The sequence below is a fragment of the Pseudomonas sp. BMS12 genome (assembly GCF_001592875.1).
Taxonomy (GTDB): domain Bacteria; phylum Pseudomonadota; class Gammaproteobacteria; order Pseudomonadales; family Pseudomonadaceae; genus Aquipseudomonas.
Genome location: NZ_LSOF01000012.1, coordinates 91,934 through 108,382, shown reverse-complemented (window position 1 = coordinate 108,382; position 16,449 = coordinate 91,934). Strand labels below are relative to the sequence as shown.

General features: G+C 67.1%; 17 protein-coding genes. 8 read left to right on the top strand and 9 right to left on the bottom strand.

Translation table 11 applies throughout. The features are described 5' to 3' along the window. Positions 1 to 685, top strand: a 685-nt coding sequence (locus tag AYB31_RS11780) for a Tim44 domain-containing protein (RefSeq protein WP_068828846.1), incomplete at its 5' end; no start/stop codon positions are given. Between the two features lie 42 nt (positions 686 to 727). Here the strand turns inward: AYB31_RS11780 and AYB31_RS11775 are convergent. From AYB31_RS11775 to AYB31_RS11760, 4 genes are all read right to left on the bottom strand, one after another. Continuing rightward, on the bottom strand, positions 728 to 2,134 hold the full coding sequence (locus tag AYB31_RS11775; protein ID WP_161489379.1) for a GGDEF domain-containing protein: 1,407 nt from the start codon (positions 2,132 to 2,134) through the stop codon (positions 728 to 730). Between the two features lie 195 nt (positions 2,135 to 2,329). Then, complete coding sequence (locus AYB31_RS11770; protein ID WP_068829005.1) at positions 2,330 to 2,755, bottom strand: OsmC family protein; 426 nt, start codon at positions 2,753 to 2,755, stop codon at positions 2,330 to 2,332. A gap of 78 nt (positions 2,756 to 2,833) precedes the next feature. Then, the gene (locus AYB31_RS11765) at positions 2,834 to 3,832 is read right to left on the bottom strand and encodes an LLM class flavin-dependent oxidoreductase (protein ID WP_068828842.1); all 999 of its coding nucleotides are present in this window, start codon (positions 3,830 to 3,832) and stop codon (positions 2,834 to 2,836) included. A gap of 100 nt (positions 3,833 to 3,932) precedes the next feature. Further along, complete coding sequence (locus AYB31_RS11760) at positions 3,933 to 4,790, bottom strand: MBL fold metallo-hydrolase (RefSeq protein ID WP_068829004.1); 858 nt, start codon at positions 4,788 to 4,790, stop codon at positions 3,933 to 3,935. Positions 4,791 to 4,895: 105 nt separating this feature from the next. Between AYB31_RS11760 and AYB31_RS11755 the strand changes: the two genes are divergently transcribed. Then, a complete protein-coding gene (locus AYB31_RS11755) occupies positions 4,896 to 5,807 on the top strand; it encodes a LysR family transcriptional regulator (RefSeq protein WP_068828841.1) in 912 nt (303 codons plus the stop codon). Positions 5,808 to 5,880: 73 nt separating this feature from the next. On the opposite strand, the gene AYB31_RS11750 is transcribed toward AYB31_RS11755, so the two are convergent. From AYB31_RS11750 to AYB31_RS11740, 3 genes are all read right to left on the bottom strand, one after another. Further along, positions 5,881 to 6,096: a dodecin gene (locus tag AYB31_RS11750; RefSeq protein WP_068828840.1), complete on the bottom strand. Its 216-nt coding sequence runs from the start codon at positions 6,094 to 6,096 to the stop codon at positions 5,881 to 5,883. Positions 6,097 to 6,192: 96 nt separating this feature from the next. Next, on the bottom strand, positions 6,193 to 6,432 hold the full coding sequence (locus tag AYB31_RS11745) for a hypothetical protein (protein WP_068828838.1): 240 nt from the start codon (positions 6,430 to 6,432) through the stop codon (positions 6,193 to 6,195). A 56-nt stretch (positions 6,433 to 6,488) separates the two neighbouring features. After that, positions 6,489 to 7,400 carry a LysR family transcriptional regulator gene (locus AYB31_RS11740; RefSeq protein ID WP_068828836.1) on the bottom strand — a complete coding sequence of 304 codons (912 nt, stop codon included), beginning with the start codon at positions 7,398 to 7,400 and terminating at the stop codon, positions 6,489 to 6,491. Between the two features lie 138 nt (positions 7,401 to 7,538). Between AYB31_RS11740 and trpB the strand changes: the two genes are divergently transcribed. Then, positions 7,539 to 8,753 (top strand): tryptophan synthase subunit beta, encoded by a 1,215-nt coding sequence (trpB, locus tag AYB31_RS11735; RefSeq protein ID WP_068828834.1) that lies wholly within the window; start codon positions 7,539 to 7,541, stop codon positions 8,751 to 8,753. Beyond that, positions 8,753 to 9,562, top strand: coding sequence for a tryptophan synthase subunit alpha (gene trpA, locus AYB31_RS11730; protein WP_068828832.1), 810 nt, complete (start codon positions 8,753 to 8,755; stop codon positions 9,560 to 9,562). The genes trpB and trpA overlap by 1 nt, the downstream gene beginning before the upstream one ends. A gap of 231 nt (positions 9,563 to 9,793) precedes the next feature. Here the strand turns inward: trpA and AYB31_RS11725 are convergent, their stop codons facing one another. Both AYB31_RS11725 and AYB31_RS11720 read right to left on the bottom strand, forming a co-directional pair. Continuing rightward, entirely contained in the window at positions 9,794 to 10,774 is a 981-nt protein-coding gene (locus tag AYB31_RS11725; protein ID WP_068828830.1) for a fatty acid desaturase, read from the bottom strand. Between the two features lie 101 nt (positions 10,775 to 10,875). Then, a complete protein-coding gene (locus AYB31_RS11720; RefSeq protein ID WP_068828828.1) occupies positions 10,876 to 12,000 on the bottom strand; it encodes a M14 family metallopeptidase in 1,125 nt (374 codons plus the stop codon). Between the two features lie 186 nt (positions 12,001 to 12,186). Between AYB31_RS11720 and AYB31_RS11715 the strand changes: the two genes are divergently transcribed. From AYB31_RS11715 to AYB31_RS11700, 4 genes are all read left to right on the top strand, one after another. Beyond that, positions 12,187 to 13,092, top strand: coding sequence for a LysR family transcriptional regulator (locus tag AYB31_RS11715; RefSeq protein ID WP_068828826.1), 906 nt, complete (start codon positions 12,187 to 12,189; stop codon positions 13,090 to 13,092). Between the two features lie 76 nt (positions 13,093 to 13,168). Then, on the top strand, positions 13,169 to 14,455 hold the full coding sequence (locus tag AYB31_RS11710; protein ID WP_068828824.1) for an NAD(P)/FAD-dependent oxidoreductase: 1,287 nt from the start codon (positions 13,169 to 13,171) through the stop codon (positions 14,453 to 14,455). A 13-nt stretch (positions 14,456 to 14,468) separates the two neighbouring features. Beyond that, positions 14,469 to 15,026 carry a helix-turn-helix domain-containing protein gene (locus tag AYB31_RS11705; protein WP_068828823.1) on the top strand — a complete coding sequence of 186 codons (558 nt, stop codon included), beginning with the start codon at positions 14,469 to 14,471 and terminating at the stop codon, positions 15,024 to 15,026. Between the two features lie 17 nt (positions 15,027 to 15,043). Next, on the top strand, positions 15,044 to 16,393 hold the full coding sequence (locus AYB31_RS11700; protein ID WP_068828821.1) for a glutamine synthetase family protein: 1,350 nt from the start codon (positions 15,044 to 15,046) through the stop codon (positions 16,391 to 16,393). Positions 16,394 to 16,449: the final 56 nt, after the last annotated feature.

Sequence of the window (16,449 nt, the reverse complement as noted above, 5' to 3'; positions counted from 1 at the left end):
CGCGGCCACCGGTGCAGCCGCTGCCGCACGACCGGCCGCCAGTGGTGCCTCGCGCTGGCTCGGCCCGCTGGCCGGCATCGCCGCCGGTGGTCTGCTCGCCTCCATGTTCATGGGTGACGGCTTCGAGGGCTTCCAGTTCTTCGACTTCCTGATCCTCGGCCTGCTCGCCTTCGTCATCTTCAAGCTGTTCGCCTCGCGCCGTCAGGCCCAGGGCCAACCGGCCATGGCCGGCGGCATGCAACGGCAGATGCCGCAGCAGCCGATCTTCGGCAGTGGCAGCGGTGCAGGCAGCGCGCGCGCGCCGATCCAGGCGCCAAGCTGGTTCAACGAAGAGCGTTTTCTCAGCGCCGGCCGCGAGCACTTCCTGGCCCTGCAGCAGCACTGGGATGCCAACGAAATGGACAAGATCGCCGAGTTCGTCACCCCGCAGATGCTCAGCTTCCTGACCAGCGAGCGCGCCGACCTAGGCGACGGCTTCCAGTCCACCTACATCGATGACCTCGATGCCCAGCTGGACGGTATCGACGAACTGGCCGACAAGACCGTGGCCACCCTGACCTTCCGTGGCGTGGCCAAGACCTCGCGCTTCGACCAGGGCGAACCCTTCAGCGAAAGCTGGCGCATGGAGCGCAGCAACGGCGACAACCAGCCCTGGCTGGTCGCCGGTATCCGCCAGAACGGCTGATAGCGATGCGTTAGCAAAAGCCCGGGCAAGTCCCGGGCTTTTTCATGCCCCGCTGCACACCCGATTACGTCCGGCCTGCTTGGCCATGTACAGGCGCTGGTCGGCCAGCTTGAACAGCGCCTCCGGGGTCGCGACACGATCCGCCCGCACCTCGGCCACTCCGATACTCACCGTCAGGCTGAGGGTCTGCCCGTCCAGCTCGGGGCGCAGCAGCTCGACCGACTCGCGAATACGTTCCAGCGCCGAGCTGGCCTCGCCCAGGGTCTGGCCCGGCAGAAGCAGGGCGAACTCCTCGCCGCCGATACGCGCTGCCAGATCGGTACCGCGCAGCAGGCGCGCCGTCTCGCGCAGCACCTCGTCGCCTGCGGGGTGGCCGAAGCGGTCGTTGACGCTCTTGAAGTGATCGAGATCGAGCAACGCCAGCACCAATGGCCGACCATTATGTTGCGCACGCTGCACCTCGTCGGCGCACACCGTCATGAATGCCCGCCGGTTGGCCAGGCCGGTCAGACCATCGAGCAGCGCCTCGTGCCGCCAGTGCTCGCGCGCCTGGTCCGCCTCCAGCAGCTGGCGCCGATGCAGGGCCAGGCACAGCACGATGAAGCTGGTACTGAAGGCGAAGGCCATCAGCATGAAACGCGACTCGCCCAGGCTGGCGATAGTGAAAGGCCCGAGAGCCCTGGCCGCCAAAGCCAGCAGCGCCACCATCAGGCCCAGCAATACCAGCAGCACCTGAGCCGCGCTCAGGCGGAACACCAGCAGAACCAACATGGCCGGGAGGAAATGGATCAGCCCGCCGGTGCCGGCGAAGGCTCGCTCCAGCAGGAGCAGGCCGAGCAGCAGGCCAAACAACATCCAAACCAGCTCGCGGGCACGCGGCCTCGCCTCGTCCTGCCAGCACTGGTACAGCGGATAGACCAGCAGGATGCCCAGGCTGTCCGCCACGGTCAGCGCGCGCAACAGCTCGGGTACCTGTGACCAGTCGATCAGCGCGCTGCCGGCCAAGCTGCTGGAAATCGCCAAGGCACCAAGCGCGCTCGGAATCAGACAGGCGTACAGCCCAAAGGGGCCGATATCGCGCGCCACCCGCAGGCCATCCGGCAAGCGCCAGTGCAGCAGGCTGGCGGCCAGACAGGGGGCCACCCCATCGGCCAGCGCCGACACCAAGCCGGCCAGCCAGGGCCAACTCTGATCCGCGCCGCGAACCGCGATCAGCTCGGGGAAGTTGGCCGCCAGGCTGGCCAACCCTATCCAGGGCAGAGCACGCCAGGAAAAGCGCATGGCCATCACCAGGCCCACGCCCGAGGCTAACCAGAGCAGCGTGATGTTGCCGGGTTGCAGGGCAAACACCAGCATGCCGAAGCGCGCGCCGAGGTAATACAGCAAGGCCGCACCCAGTAGCCAGCCAAAGTCGGCACCACGCACGCGCTCGCTCAAGGTCGAACCCACCTGCTCACCGTCAACCAACACAACGCCCCCAACGCCAGCCCACAAGGGGGTTATAGCACGCCGGAACAGCCACACGAGCCCCCAGACAAGTACCCGCCAGGGCCCCTAGCGCCCCCCGTGAAGATGGCAGGCGCCTGATGTCGGCGGGGGTGCAGCCAGATTACAAGGCCGCGCCACAAACGCGGCCTTGTCGTTTCAGTCGTCCAGCACCACCTGCAGGCTGATCTCGGCGTTCAGCAGCCTGGACACCGGGCAGCCGTTCTTGGCGGTTTCCACCGCCTGCTCGAAGGCGTCGCGGTCGGCGCCGGGAATGCGTGCCTTGAGGCTCAGGTGCACGGCGCTGATGACGAAGCCACCGTCGGCCTTGTCCAACGTCACTTCGGCCTGGGTGTCGATGCTCTCCGCCGTCATCCCGGCTTCGCCCAGTTCCTTGGCCAGGGCCATGGAGAAGCAGCCGGCATGGGCCGCGCCGATCAGCTCCTCGGGGTTGGTGCCAGGCTGACCTTCGAAGCGGGTATTGAAGCCGTAGGGCGTCTCGCTGAGCGCACCGCTCTGGGTGCTGATACTGCCCTTGCCGTCCTTGATGCCGCCCTGCCAGTGCGCCGAAGCCGTTTTCTTGATGCTCATCGCTGTGCTCCTCTCAAGCCGTGGGTGTACACAGCTTGAGAGGACGCAGCCGACGCACAAGTTCGCTCTATTTCAGCGCAAACCGGCGGCGATCTCGAAGCTGCGCAGGCGGTGCATCGGGTCGTACAGGTCGCAGGTGAAGATCAGCTCGTCGGCGCCGCTCTGCTCCAGCAGCACCTCCAGGCGGGCGCGGACCTTCTCCGGCCCGCCGATGGCCGCCAGGCCGAGGAAGTCGCCCACCGCCTGCTGCTCGTGAGGCTGCCAGCGGCCGGCCATGCTCTCCACCGGCGGGCGCAGCACCAGGCTCTGCCCACGAATCAGGGCGAGGATGCGCTGGTAGGCGCTGGTGGCGAGGAATTCGGCTTCCTCATCGGTCGGCGCGGCGATCAGCGGCACGCCGATCATGGCGTAGGGCTTGTCCAGCACGGCCGAGGGCTGGAAGTTCTCGCGGTAGATGCGCAGCGCCTGGTGCAGGTAGCGCGGCGCAAAGTGCGAGGCGAAGGCGTAGGGCAAGCCCTTCTGCGCCGCCAACTGGGCGCTGAACAGGCTGGAGCCGAGCAGCCAGATCGGCACGTTGCTGTCCACGCCGGGCACGGCAATCACGTTCTGCCCGGGCTGGCGCGGGCCGAGCAGCTGCTCCAGCTCCTCGACATCCTGGGGAAAGTCCTCGGCGCTGCCCAGGCGGTCGCGACGCAGGGCACGGGCTGTGGCATGGTCGGCACCCGGCGCACGCCCCAGGCCCAGCTCGATGCGCCCCGGATACAGCGCGGCCAGCGTGCCGAACTGCTCGGCCACCACCAGCGGCGCGTGGTTGGGCAGCATGATGCCGCCGGAGCCCAGGCGCAGCGTCGAAGTGTTGGCCGCCAAGTAGCCGAGCAACACGGCGGTGGCGGAACTGGCGATGCCCTCCATGTTGTGGTGCTCGGCCACCCACATGCGCGAGAAACCCAGGCGCTCGACATGCCGGGCCAGCTCCAGGGAACGCTGCAGGGCAGGGGCGGCGCCGACGTCGTCGTCGCGCATCGGCGCCAGGTCGAGCACGGAAAAAGGCGTATTGGACAGCTTGCTCATGGGAGCCTCCTCGGGTCAGACCTCCAATATGGGGGGCCAAGCGCAGAAGGCAAGCCGGGACCACCCGTAGCAGAGACTGCTCAGCAGGCCCACGGGGTGCTCAGGGCCACTGCATCTCGCCCTTGAGCACCTTGGCGCTCAACTCCAGGCTGGACTCGCCCGGCAGGCGCGGATAACGGCGCTGCATGGCCTCGATCAGCGCGGTGGCGTTGTCTGTCTTGGCCAGTTCCAGCTCCAGCGTCTTGAGGTAGCCGCGAGTAAAACGCAGGGCGGCCAGGGTGTGCGGCACATCGCCCAGATAATGGCCGGGCACCAGCACCTGGGGTTGCAGCGCCTCGATCTGGTCGAGGCTGGCCAGCCAGTCTCGACGCGATTGCGCGGTCTGGGTATCGGCCGTCCAGACATGCTCGCCGGCATCCACCAGCACACCGCCGACCACCGCCTTGAGCGAGGGAATCCACAGCGTGGTGCGCTCGGGGTCGAGGCCGATCACCTGCAACTCCTGGCCCTCCAGGGTCAGACGGTCACCTGGCAATGGCTCGGGAATGATGATCGTGCTGGGCGCGCCGTCCTTGAGGATCGGCCCCCAGTAGGCCAGCTTGCCGGCCTGGGTAGCGCGGATATGTTCGATGGTCGCGGCCGTGGCCAGCACGCGGGCCTCGGGAAAGGCCTGCTTGAGCGTCTGCAGGCCGAAGTAGAAGTCCGGGTCGCCATGACTGATGTAGATGCTGGTGAGGCGCTTGCCGCTGGCCTTGATCAGCCCCACCAGCTCGGCGGCCTCGCGGGTGGAGAACTGCGCATCGACCAGCAGGGCTTCGCGCTCACCGCTGATCAGGGTGGAGCTGACCGGGAACACCGCCGCCTCGCCGGGGTTGTAGACCTGCAACTGCAGCGCAGCGGCCTGCACCAGACCGGTAAAGGCGAGCAGGGCAGCGCCGAACAGGGAACGAAGAAACATGACAACCTCACAGCGAATGGCTTGGATGAGGCGCATCTTAGTTGCTCGAAAGCGTGCAAAAAGCCGGCTAATCTGCCCAGGTCTATTGCATAAATCGAGCAAATAATGGATCGCCTCACAGCCGCCCGTGTCTTCGTCGAAGTGGTTGCCAGCGGCAGCCAGAGTGCCGCCGCCGAGCGCCTGGAGATGTCCCGCGCCATGGTCTCACGCTACCTGGGCGAGCTGGAAAACTGGGTCGGCGCACGCCTGCTGCACCGCACCACGCGCAGGCTGAGCCTGACTGGCATGGGCGAGGAGCTGCTGCCACGCTGCCGCGCCATGTTGGCCCTGGCCGATGAGCTGCAGAGCGCCGGGCAACGCGGCAGCGACCTCCTCAGCGGCACGCTGCGCATCGCCAGCAGTCAGTCGTTCGCCCAGGCCTGGCTGGCGCGGGCGGTGGCGGCCTTCGTCGAGTTGCACCCGGGAGTGGCGATCGACCTGCAGGTCAGCAACCTGGCGGTCAACCTGGTGGAAGAACGCATCGACCTGGCCGTGCGCATTACCAACCAGCTCGACCCCAATCTGATCGCCCGGCGTCTGGCCACCTGCCATTCCGTGCTGTGCGCCGCGCCGCGCTACCTGGCCCGCCACGGTACGCCGCAAAGGCCGGAGCAGCTGAGCCAGCACAACTGTCTGACCTACGCTTACTTCGGCCGCAGCCTGTGGCAGTTCAGCCACGGCGGAGAGCCCATTGGCGTGCCGGTCGGCGGCACTATCAGCGCCAACGAATCCACCGTGCTGCTGGAGGCCACCCTGGCCGGCGCCGGCATCAGCCTGCAGCCGCTGTACTCGGTAGCGGCGCAGCTGCGTTCTGGACAGCTGGTGGCCCTGCTGCCGGACTACGAGGTGGAAGCCCTGGGCATCCATGCGCTCTACGGTTCGCGCCGGCAGATGCTGCCGGCGCTGCGCGCATTACTGGATTTTCTGGTCGAGCGCCTGGCCGCCGAGCCGCACTGGGATCGGCAACTAGGCGCCTGAGGCGAGAAGGGTCAAGACGCACCTCGCCGCTGGGCTCACGGGCTGCCTGCAAGGCAGCTCCGACAGCCGTCGCTCAGCTGTTGCTGATGCGGAAACCGACCTTGAGCTCGACCTGGTAATGCGCCACCTTGCCGTCGACGATATGGCCACGGGTATCGATGACCTCGAACCAGTCCATGTTGCGCACGGACTTGGCGCACTCGGCCAAAGCGTTGCCGATGGCATCCTCGATACTCAGCTTGGAGGTGCCGACAACTTCGATTTTCTTGTAGGTGCGGTGATCGGACATGTGCTTCTCCTTGGGCAGGCAGGCCTCTTGTTCACGCTAGCCAAGCCAGGGGAAAGCACAAGAAAAACGGCCGGCGAGCGAGCCGGCCGCAAGGTCTCAGAACTGCAGTTCGCCGCGCAGGTCGGCGATCTTGGCCTGCATTTCGCTGGTCAGCTCGGCCGGGTTGAGGCGGGCGATGATGCCGGCCAGGATGCGCTTCTCGTTGTCATCCACCACACCGTCGCGGCGGGCGATATCGACCAGGCTATCGAGCTCGTGGACCAGCAGCTTGCCATCGTCGGCAAAGCACTTGATCGAGCGAAAGGCCATTTCCAGGTAATCGCGGCTTTCCTGCATCTTTGTTCTCCATGTGATGAGGCGAGGGCAGGCGCCACTCGCAGGGCGCAGCCACGCTAAACCAGCGGCGGCAGCGCAGCAAGCCCACCCAGCTCGTGGCCCAGCCAGGTGGCCAGACGCTCGGCGCGCGAATCACGACTACGCCCCGGCACCCACAGCGCCAGCCGCGCAGCGGTTTCGACAAAGCCCCAGGGCGCAACCAGGCGCCCGGCGGCCAGGTCGTCGGCCACCAGCTGTTGCGGGGCGATGGCCACGCCGAGGCCGGCGGCTGCCGCTTCCAGCAGGTAGTACAGGTGCTCGAAACCCTGGCCGAGCAGCAACTGGCGCGCATCCAGGCCGTGCGCCTGCGCCCACTGCGGCCAGGCCTGGGGCCGGGAGGCGGTGTGCAGCAGGGGCTCGCCGAGCAATGCCGCCGGAGCAGCAGCTGCCAGGGCGGCATGGCGGACGTAGCGCGGGCTGAGCACCGCACCGATGCGCTCGGCGGCCAGCTCGAACACCTGCATGTCCGTCGGCCAGGGTGGCGTGGCGAAACACAGGGTGGCGTCGACGCCAGGGCGGCGCGGGTCCAGCTCGCCCTCACTGGCCGACAGCTGCAGACGCAGCTCCGGCAGCTCGCGATTGAGCCGGTCCAGGCGCGGGATGAACCAGCGCGCCAGCAGGCTGCCCGGGCAGCCGAGAACGAAGGGCGCATCGGCGGTCTGCCGTTTCAGTTCAGTGCACACCGCGCGTAAACGCTCGAAGGCATCGCCGCTGGCATCGCGCAGGCGCAGGCCGGCATCGGTGAGTTTTACGCCACGGCCTTCCTTGCTGAACAGTGCCACGCCCAGCTCTTCCTCCAGCAAGCGGATCTGCCGGCTGATGGCGCCATGGGTCACATTCAGCTCGTCACCGGCCTTGCTGACGCTGAGCAGGCGCGCCGCGGCTTCGAAGGCGCGCAGGGCATTGAGCGGGGGCAGTTCGCGGCTCATGTTATTTGTGAGTTTTCCTGACGCTTTTGCGCAATCTAATCGCTTTTCCCGCGAGCAGCCAGGGGTAGAATGGCCCCATCGCTCACGATGCCGTGGTCGCCGTCCTGACGATGGCGCCCGCAAGAACTGGAGAATCGCATGACTTCCCTGCGCACCGGCCCCGACACCAACGGCCTGTTCGGCTCCTTCGGCGGCCAATACGTCGCCGAAACCCTGATGCCGCTGATCCATGACCTGGCCGCCGAATACGAGAAGGCCAAGGTCGACCCGGAATTCCTCAAGGAACTGGCCTATTTCCAGCGTGACTACGTCGGCCGCCCGAGCCCGCTGTACTTCGCCGAGCGCCTGACCGAGCACTGCGGCGGCGCCAAGATCTACTTGAAGCGCGAAGAGCTGAACCACACCGGCGCGCACAAGATCAACAACTGCATCGGCCAGATCCTCCTGGCCAAGCGCATGGGCAAGAAACGCATCATCGCCGAGACCGGCGCCGGCATGCACGGCGTGGCCACCGCCACCGTGGCCGCGCGCTTCGGCATGGAATGCGTGATCTTCATGGGCACCACCGACATCGATCGGCAGCAGGCCAACGTGTTCCGCATGAAGCTGCTGGGTGCCACCGTGATCCCGGTCACCGCCGGCACCGGCACCCTCAAGGACGCGATGAACGAAGCGCTGCGCGACTGGGTGACCAACGTGCACAACACCTTCTACCTGATCGGCACCGTCGCCGGCCCGCACCCGTACCCCGAGCTGGTACGCGACTTCCAGGCGGTGATCGGCAAGGAAACCCGCGAGCAGATGCAAACCCAGGAAGGCCGCCTGCCCGATAGCCTGGTCGCCTGCATCGGCGGCGGCTCCAACGCCATGGGCCTGTTCCACCCCTTCCTCGACGACGCCAGCGTGAAGATCATCGGCGTGGAAGCCGCCGGTCACGGCATCGAGACCGGCAAGCATGCCGCCAGCCTCAACGGCGGCGTGCCGGGCGTGCTGCACGGCAACCGCACCTTCCTGCTGCAGGACGACGATGGCCAGATCATCGACGCCCACTCGATTTCCGCCGGCCTCGACTACCCCGGTATCGGCCCCGAGCACGCCTGGTTGCACGACATCGGCCGCGTCGAATACACCTCGGTGACCGACGACGAAGCCCTGGCCGCCTTCCACCAGTGCTGCCGCCTGGAAGGCATCATCCCGGCCCTGGAGAGTTCGCACGCCCTGGCCGAAGTGTTCAAGCGCGCGCCGCAGCTGCCCAAGGATCACCTGATGGTGGTCAACCTGTCGGGCCGTGGCGACAAGGACATGCAGACCGTCATGCACCACCTCGACCTGTCCAAATCGGAGAACAACTGATGAGCCGTTTGCAGAGCCGATTTGCCGAGCTGAAACAGCAGAACCGCGCCGCCCTGGTCACCTTCGTCACCGGCGGCGATCCGGACTACGACACCTCGCTGGCCATCCTCAAGGGCCTGCCCAAGGCCGGCGCCGATGTGATCGAGCTGGGTATGCCCTTCACCGACCCGATGGCCGACGGCCCGTCGATCCAGCTGGCCAATATCCGCGCCCTGGCCGGCAAGCAGACCCTGGCCAAGACCCTGCAGATGGTTCGCGAATTCCGCGCCGACGACAGCAGCACCCCGCTGGTGCTGATGGGCTACTTCAACCCCATCCACTACTACGGCGTGGACAAGTTCATCGCCGACGCCAAGGAGGCCGGTGTCGATGGCCTGATCGTGGTCGACCTGCCGCCGGAACATAACCCTGACCTGTGCGAGCCGGCCCAGGCCGCCGGCATCGACTTTATCCGCCTGACCACCCCGACCACCGACGACAAGCGCCTGCCGACCGTACTCAACGGCAGCTCGGGCTTCGTCTACTACGTATCCGTGGCCGGCGTCACCGGCGCCGGTGCGGCGACCCTGGACCACGTCGAGGAAGCCCACGCCCGCCTGCGTCGTCACACCGACCTGCCGGTATGCATCGGCTTCGGCATCCGCACGCCGCAGCACGCCGCCGACGTCGCCCGCCGCGCCGAAGGCGTGGTGGTGGGTTCGGCGCTGGTCGATCAGATCGCCAAGGCCGAGAGCCCGCAGCAAGCCATCGACGGCGTACTGGGCCTGTGCGCCGAGCTGGCCGAAGGCGTGCGCAGCGCCCGTCGCTGAGTTCGTCGCGCGATACACAAAGCCGCCCTCGGGCGGCTTTTTCGTTTCAGCGGCAGCGGCCAATGCGCAGTAGTCCCAACTTCCTGTGGGAGGGGCTGGGCGGCACTCCGCTTCAGCCCCGATGACGGAGCGGTGCAACCACACGGAGCGGCGAACAGCGAAGCCATGGGGCACTGGTCGCGCCCCTATCGCGGCTGAAGCCGCTCCCACAGGGCCGTGCAGGTGGAGGGTTCAGCGGCTGCTGACGATGCGCAGCACCTGCCAGTAGCTCGGTGGCTCCGGGGTCAGGCCGCGCTCACGCAATAGCGCGTGCAGCTGTGGCAGGCGGAAGTAGGGCACCGAGGCCATCAGGTGGTGCTCGATGTGGTAGTTGACCCGGATCGGCGCCACAAAGGCACGGGCCAACCAGCCAGCGCGGGTGGTACGGGTGTTGCGCAGGGTGTCGCGGCTCGGTTCCAGGCAGGCGTGTTCGGCCATGGAGCGGATGCGGATGAACAGCGGGAAGGGTGTGACATAGGCCAGCACCCACACGCCATACAGCCAGGCCTCGCCGCAGGCCCACAGCGCGGCCAGCAGCAGGCCATTGCTGATCAGCATGCCGGCGGCGTTGCGCAGGAAGGTCAGCGGATAGCTCCACCAGCGCCGCCCGGCCTGCGGCAGCACCTGCACGTCGTTGGCCACCGTCCACTTGAGCACGCCGGCGTCCATCAGCACCCGGCCGAGCATGAACTTGAGCCCGGTGATGCCTAACAGGTCGCGGGCCAGTTTGCGCGCCAGCGACAGGCGGGTGGTGGGGAAGCCGGCCACCAGCGACAGGTCCGGGTCCTGCTCGCTGGAGGTCTTGGCGTGGTGCACCAGGTGGTACGGGCGGTACTTGTGCAGCTCGTTCCACACCGGCCGCGCGCACAGCCAGTCGGCCAGCACATCGTTGCCCCACTTGCTCTTGAACAAGGTGCCGTGGGCCGCATCGTGCTGCAGGATGGCCAGGCACAGCTGGCGCCCGGCGATAACCGCCAAGCCGGCGAGCAGGGCGAGGGCGAAGGCCCACAGCGGCAGATGCGCCTGAGCCCAGGCCAGCGCGGCGAAGGTCAGTGCCAGCACACCCCAGGTGGAAAATACGGCCCAGGCGCCGCGCCAGTCGCAGCGCTGGGTGAGGGTGCGGATTTCCTCGCGGCTGAGGATATCGGCGATACGGGTACGGGTCTCGGACATGGCGGGACGCTCATTGTTGAAGTCGCCCCGATTGCAGCATCAGCCGCAGCGCATTGCAGGCGCCGGAGACGACTGAATGCACTGCGATTCGGCCAAAGCGCTCAGCGTAGCTTGTCGACCATCGCCACCAGCACGCTCAACACATCACGCGCCAGGCGCTTGGAGCGCACGCCATTCCAGCCGGTGCGCGGTTGCGGGCTGTCATCGTGGTCCTTGAACGGCATCTCCACGGTGTAGGCCAGGCAGTCGTAGGTCTGCCCGACCCAGTTGCAGGCCAGCGCCAGGTTGGCCTGACCCGGTTCGTCGCGCACATAGCCATGCTCAACCTGAAACTCGCCGATGGCCATCAGGCGCTGGCGGAACTCCTGCTCCAGCGCATCCAGGCGCGGGGTGAAGCCCGGGTTGCCCTCGCAACCGGCGGTGAATACATGGGGGATTTCCTCGTCGCCGTGGATATCGAGGAAGCAATCCACGCCAATCACCGCCATCTGCTGCTGGACGAACAGCACTTCCGGGCTGCGCTCGGCCGACGGTGCCTGCCAGGCGCGATTGAGGTCCTGGCCGGCGGCGTTGGTGCGCAGGTTGCCGAGGAAGGCACCGTCCGGGTTCATGTTCGGCACCAGGTACAGGTCGGCCTGAGCGAGCAGGGCGCGCAGTTCCTCGTCGTCCTGGCCGAGACGCTCGATCAGCCCCTCCATGTACCACTCGGCCATGTGCTCGCCAGGGTGCTGCTGGGCAATCAGCCAGACTTTGCGCGGCGCGGCGGCCGTGCCGCGCACGTGCAGCAGAGGCAGCTCGCGGCCCTGCAGACTGCTGCCACAAGCCAACAGCTCGACGTTAGGCAACTCCAGCGCGCGCACCAGCAGCTGGGCATGGCGGGCACGACTGTAGGGCTCGAAATAGGCGAAGCGAGCGCTGGACTGCTCGGCACTCAGCTCGAAGTGCAGCCCGCCTTCGTCGTAGGTAGTCGGCACACGGAACCAGTCCTCGCCGTCATAGCTGGCCACGGCGTGGTAGCCGGTCCAGGCGCTCTTGTAGCTGGACTGGCCGGCGTTCTCCAGGCTGAAGCGATGGGTCTGCCCAGGCGTAAGGCCTTCGGCGAGGAAGTGGAACCACTGGAAGTGCTCGCTGGCGAAGTCCTTGCGGATGGCCAGGCGCACCCGGCCGGGATCGCTGGCGTCCAGCACCTGGATATTGCCGCTGTCGAAATCGCTGCGAATCTGCATGGCCTGCCCCTGACGGTGAAAGCCGGCAGGATAGCCGCCCCGAGAAGACGCCGCACGCCTCGGGGCAGGGCGTGTCGCATCCATGCAAAAGCTGTCGCCGAAACGTTGCAAGCGCGCGCCGGCAAACGCCACACTCGTGTCCAAGAAAGGAGCAATCAACTCCCTATTGCTGCCGAGGAGTCACCAATGAAAACCACCCTGGACGAGCTGCAGGCCTTCACCCAGGTGGTCGACGCCGGCTCCATCAGTGCTGCAGCCGAGCAGCTGGGGCAGACCGCTTCGGGCATCAGCCGCGCCCTCAGTCGCCTGGAGGACAAACTCGACGTGACCCTGCTGCGTCGCACCACGCGACGCCTTGAGCTGACCGAGGAGGGCGCCGCGTTCCTGGCCCAGGCCCGACGCATCCTCGCTGCCGTGGAGGAAGCCGAGGAGCAGATGGCCCTGCGCCGCCAGGTGCCCGCCGGCCGGCTGCGGGTGGATGCCGCCACACCGTTCCTGCTGCATGTGCTGGTGCCGCTGGTCGCGGGCTTCCGCCAGCGCTACCCGCAGATCGAACTGGAGCTGACCAGCAACGAGCAGAACATCGACCTGCTGGAACAGCGCACCGACCTGGCCATCCGCATCGGCGCCCTGCGCGACTCCAGCCTGCACGCCCGGCCGCTGGGGCAGAGCCGGGTGCGGGTGCTGGCCAGCCCCGCCTACCTGGCGGCGCGCGGCACACCGCAGACACCGGCCGAACTGGCGAGCCACGATCTGCTTGGCTTTACCCAGCTCGAACATCTCAACAGCTGGCCGTTGCGCCACGCGCAGGGCGACCACCTGGCGATCACCCCGACCCTGCGCGCCTCCAGTGGCGAAACCCTGCGCCAGCTGGCCCTGGCCGGCGCCGGACTGGTGTGCCTGTCGGACTTCATGACCGACCAGGACCGGCAAGCCGGCACCCTGGTGGAAGTACTGGCCAGTCACCGCAGTGAGCGGCGCCAGGCGATCCACGCGGTGTACTACCGCAACACGGCGCTGGCGGCACGGATTACCTGCTTCCTCGATTACCTGAGCGACTGCCTGGCCCAACAGGCCTGGTACGGCAGCTGACCATCGGCCTTGGCTTTGTGAATTTTCTTGTGTATTTTTTCATGAAATTCATAAGAACAAATTTCACGAGGTCACCATGTTCAAGCAGTCCGCCCAGCACATCGGCACCTACTACGCCGGCACCTACGGCCAGATTCCCCTGCGCCCGCACCTGCAGGAAGCGCTCGACTGCGATGTGCTGATCGTCGGCGCTGGCTTCAGTGGCCTGCATACCGGCCTGCGCCTGGCCCTGGCCGGCAAGAAGGTGGTGATCCTCGAAGCCAGCCGCCTGGCCTGGGCCGCCTCGGGGCGCAACGGTGGCCAGGCGCTGCCAGGATGGTCCTGCGACATGCCACCGCTGGAAAAGGCCCTCGGCCTGGAGCGCGCCAAGCGCCTGTGGGACAGCATGGTCTGGGCCGCCGACGAGATGCGCGCGCTGCCCGAACGCCATGGTTTCGATATCGACTACCGTACCGGTGCCCTGTACACCGCCGTGCTGCCGCGCCGCGTGCGCCAGCTGCAGGAAAGCCTGGAGGAAGCCGAGCAGAAGTACGGCTACCAGCAGCTCAGTTTCATTCCCAAGGAGCAATTGTCCGAGTGGATCGCCAGCCCGCGCTACCTGGCCGCGCTGCATGACGCCGGCGCCGCCCACCTCAACCCGCTGAAGCTGGCCCAGGGTCTGGCCGCTACCCTCGAGGCCCACGGCGGGCGCATCTTTGAGCAGAGCAAGGCCATCAACTGGCAGGAAAGCGCCGACGGCTACCGCGTGCGCACCGAGCACGGCGAGGTGCGCGGCAAGGTGCTGGTGCTGGCCTGCAACGCCTATGTCGACGGTCTCGACCGCGAGCTGGCCAAGCGCCTGCTGCCGGTCGGTTCCTACCAGGTCGCCACTGCGCCGCTCGACCCCGAACTGGCCCGCTCGCTGTTCCCCAAGGGCACCTGCGCCATCGACAACCAGTTCGTCCCCGACTACTTCCGCGTCACCCCGGACAATCGCCTGCTGTTCGGCGGCGGCTGCACCTACCTCGGCGGCATCCCAGATGACGTACCAGCAGCCACCCGGCCCTACCTGGAGCGGGTATTCCCGCAGCTGCGCGGGGTGCAGATCGACTATGGCTGGGGCGGGCACATCGACTGCACCATGCACCGTACCCCGGATGTCGGCCGCGACGGGCAGAAGTACTGGCTGCAGGGCTTCTCCGGCCACGGCATCCTGCCGACCCTGGCCGCTGCCCGCGCGGTCAGTGACGCCATCCTCGGCGACGCCGAGCTGCTCGACCTGTACCAGGGCCTGGACAACCCGCGCTTCCCCGGCGGCGACCTGCTGGCCGCGCCCATCGAGGCAGTCGGCAAGGCCTGGTACCGTCTGCGCGACCTGTTCTGACGAGACCTGAAGCATGGACAAGCAAGACGAAATCGAAGGTCTGGCGATCCTGGTGCGCGACCTGCGCAAGCACAAGAACGTCACCCTGGGCGAGCTGGCCGAGCGCATCGGCCGCTCGGTGGGCTTCCTGTCCCAGGTCGAGCGCGGCCTGTCGCGCCCGACCGTGGCCGACCTCACCGCCATCAGCGAGGCGCTGGGCGTGCCGACCACCTACTTCTACAACCCCGGTCATCCGCGCGCAGTGCGCTGGGTGACCCGCCCGGACGAGCGCCGCACCCTGTACTACGCCGGCGGCATCACCGACGTGCTGGCGTCACCGGGCATGGCCGGCGGCTTCGCCATGCTGGAAAGCTTCCTCGAACCGGGCGCGACCAGCGGCGAGGGCCATCTGAACGACAGCTCGGAGCAGGGCGGTTTCGTCCTCGAAGGCGAGCTGACGGTGTGGTACGGCGAAGGCGCCGAACCGGTCACCCTCGGCCCGCGCGACAGCTTCCAGCTACCGCCGCACGCGCAGTTTCGCTACGCCAACCTCACCGATTCCCCCACAAGAGTGCTCTGGGTCTTCACCTGAACCCTGCAGATATCGCCATGACAACAACAAGATTCCCCGACCTGCTCAGCGAAGTCCGCGCCTTTCGCGCCGCCCACCCCGATGTGCGCTACGTCGAACTGATCTGCCTGGACATCCCCGGGCATTTCTACGGCAAGCGCTACCCCCTCGACATGCTGGAGAAAGTCGCCGCCGGCGGCCCGCTGAAAGTGCCGCAGAACTGCGTGCTGCTCGGCGCCCAGGGTGGCCTGCACCCGATTGGCGACTACTGCTTCAACGACGGCGACCCGGATGCGCCGCGCCGGCTGATTCCCGGCACGCTCAAACCGGTACGCTGGGAAAACCAGCCACTGGGGCAGATGCTGATTAGCTCCGACGGCACCGAGGCGCCCATCGAATTCGAACCGCGCGAGGTGCTGGCGAATGTACTCAAGCGCCTGGACGCCAAGGGCGTCCGTCCGGTGGTGGCCTTCGAGCTGGAGTTCTACCTGTTCGACCGGGCGCTTTCCAACGGCCTGCCGCAGTTCCCGCGCGACCCGTTGACCGGCGACGAGGACGACCAGCCGAACATGCACATCGAGCGCCTGACGCGCTTTTCCGATGTGCTGCACGAGATGGTCGAGGCCGCCCAGGAGCAGGGCGTGGACGCCAACGTGATCACCGCCGAACTCGGCCCCGGCCAGTTCGAGATCAACTTTGCCCACTGCGCCGACGGCCTGCACGCCGCCGACCAGGCCGCCCTGTTCTGCCGCAGCACGCGCGGCGTGGCGATGAAAAACGGTTATAGAGCCAGCTTCATGAGCAAGCCCTACCTGGATGCGCCGGGCAGCGGCATGCACGTGCATGTCAGCCTGTACGACCAGGCCGGCAACAACCTGCTCGATGGCGACGGCCAACGTCCGCTGCGCCACGCCGTGGCCGGCTGCCTGGAGTTGCTGCCACACTGCATGCCGATCTTCGCGCCCAACCACAACGCCTTCCGCCGCTATGGCGCCATGGTCAACTCGGCGAGCAAGGCCAGCTGGGGTTTCGAGGACCGCGACGCGTGCATCCGCATCCCCGAGTCGGACGGCAGGAACCTGCGCATCGAGCACCGCCTGGCCGGCGCCGACGCCAACCCCTACCTGGTCCTGGCGGCCATCCTCAGCGGCATGGAGCACGGTCTGGAGCAGGGCCGCGAGCCGATCCCCTCGCTCAACGACGACCGCAGCAGCGGCATCGACTTTCCCAAGGACATGCTCACCGCCGTGACGGCCATGGCGTCGCATGAGGTGGTGAAGGAGAAGCTCGGCAGCGAGTTCGTCTTCGTCTACTGCGAGAACAAGCGCCAGGATCACCTGCAGTTCATGCACGACGTTAGCGCACGGGAGTACCGCTGGTTCCTGTAGATCGGCTAGCGGCCGGGTGCCAATTGCCCGGTTCGTCGCCAGCTGATAATTTGCAG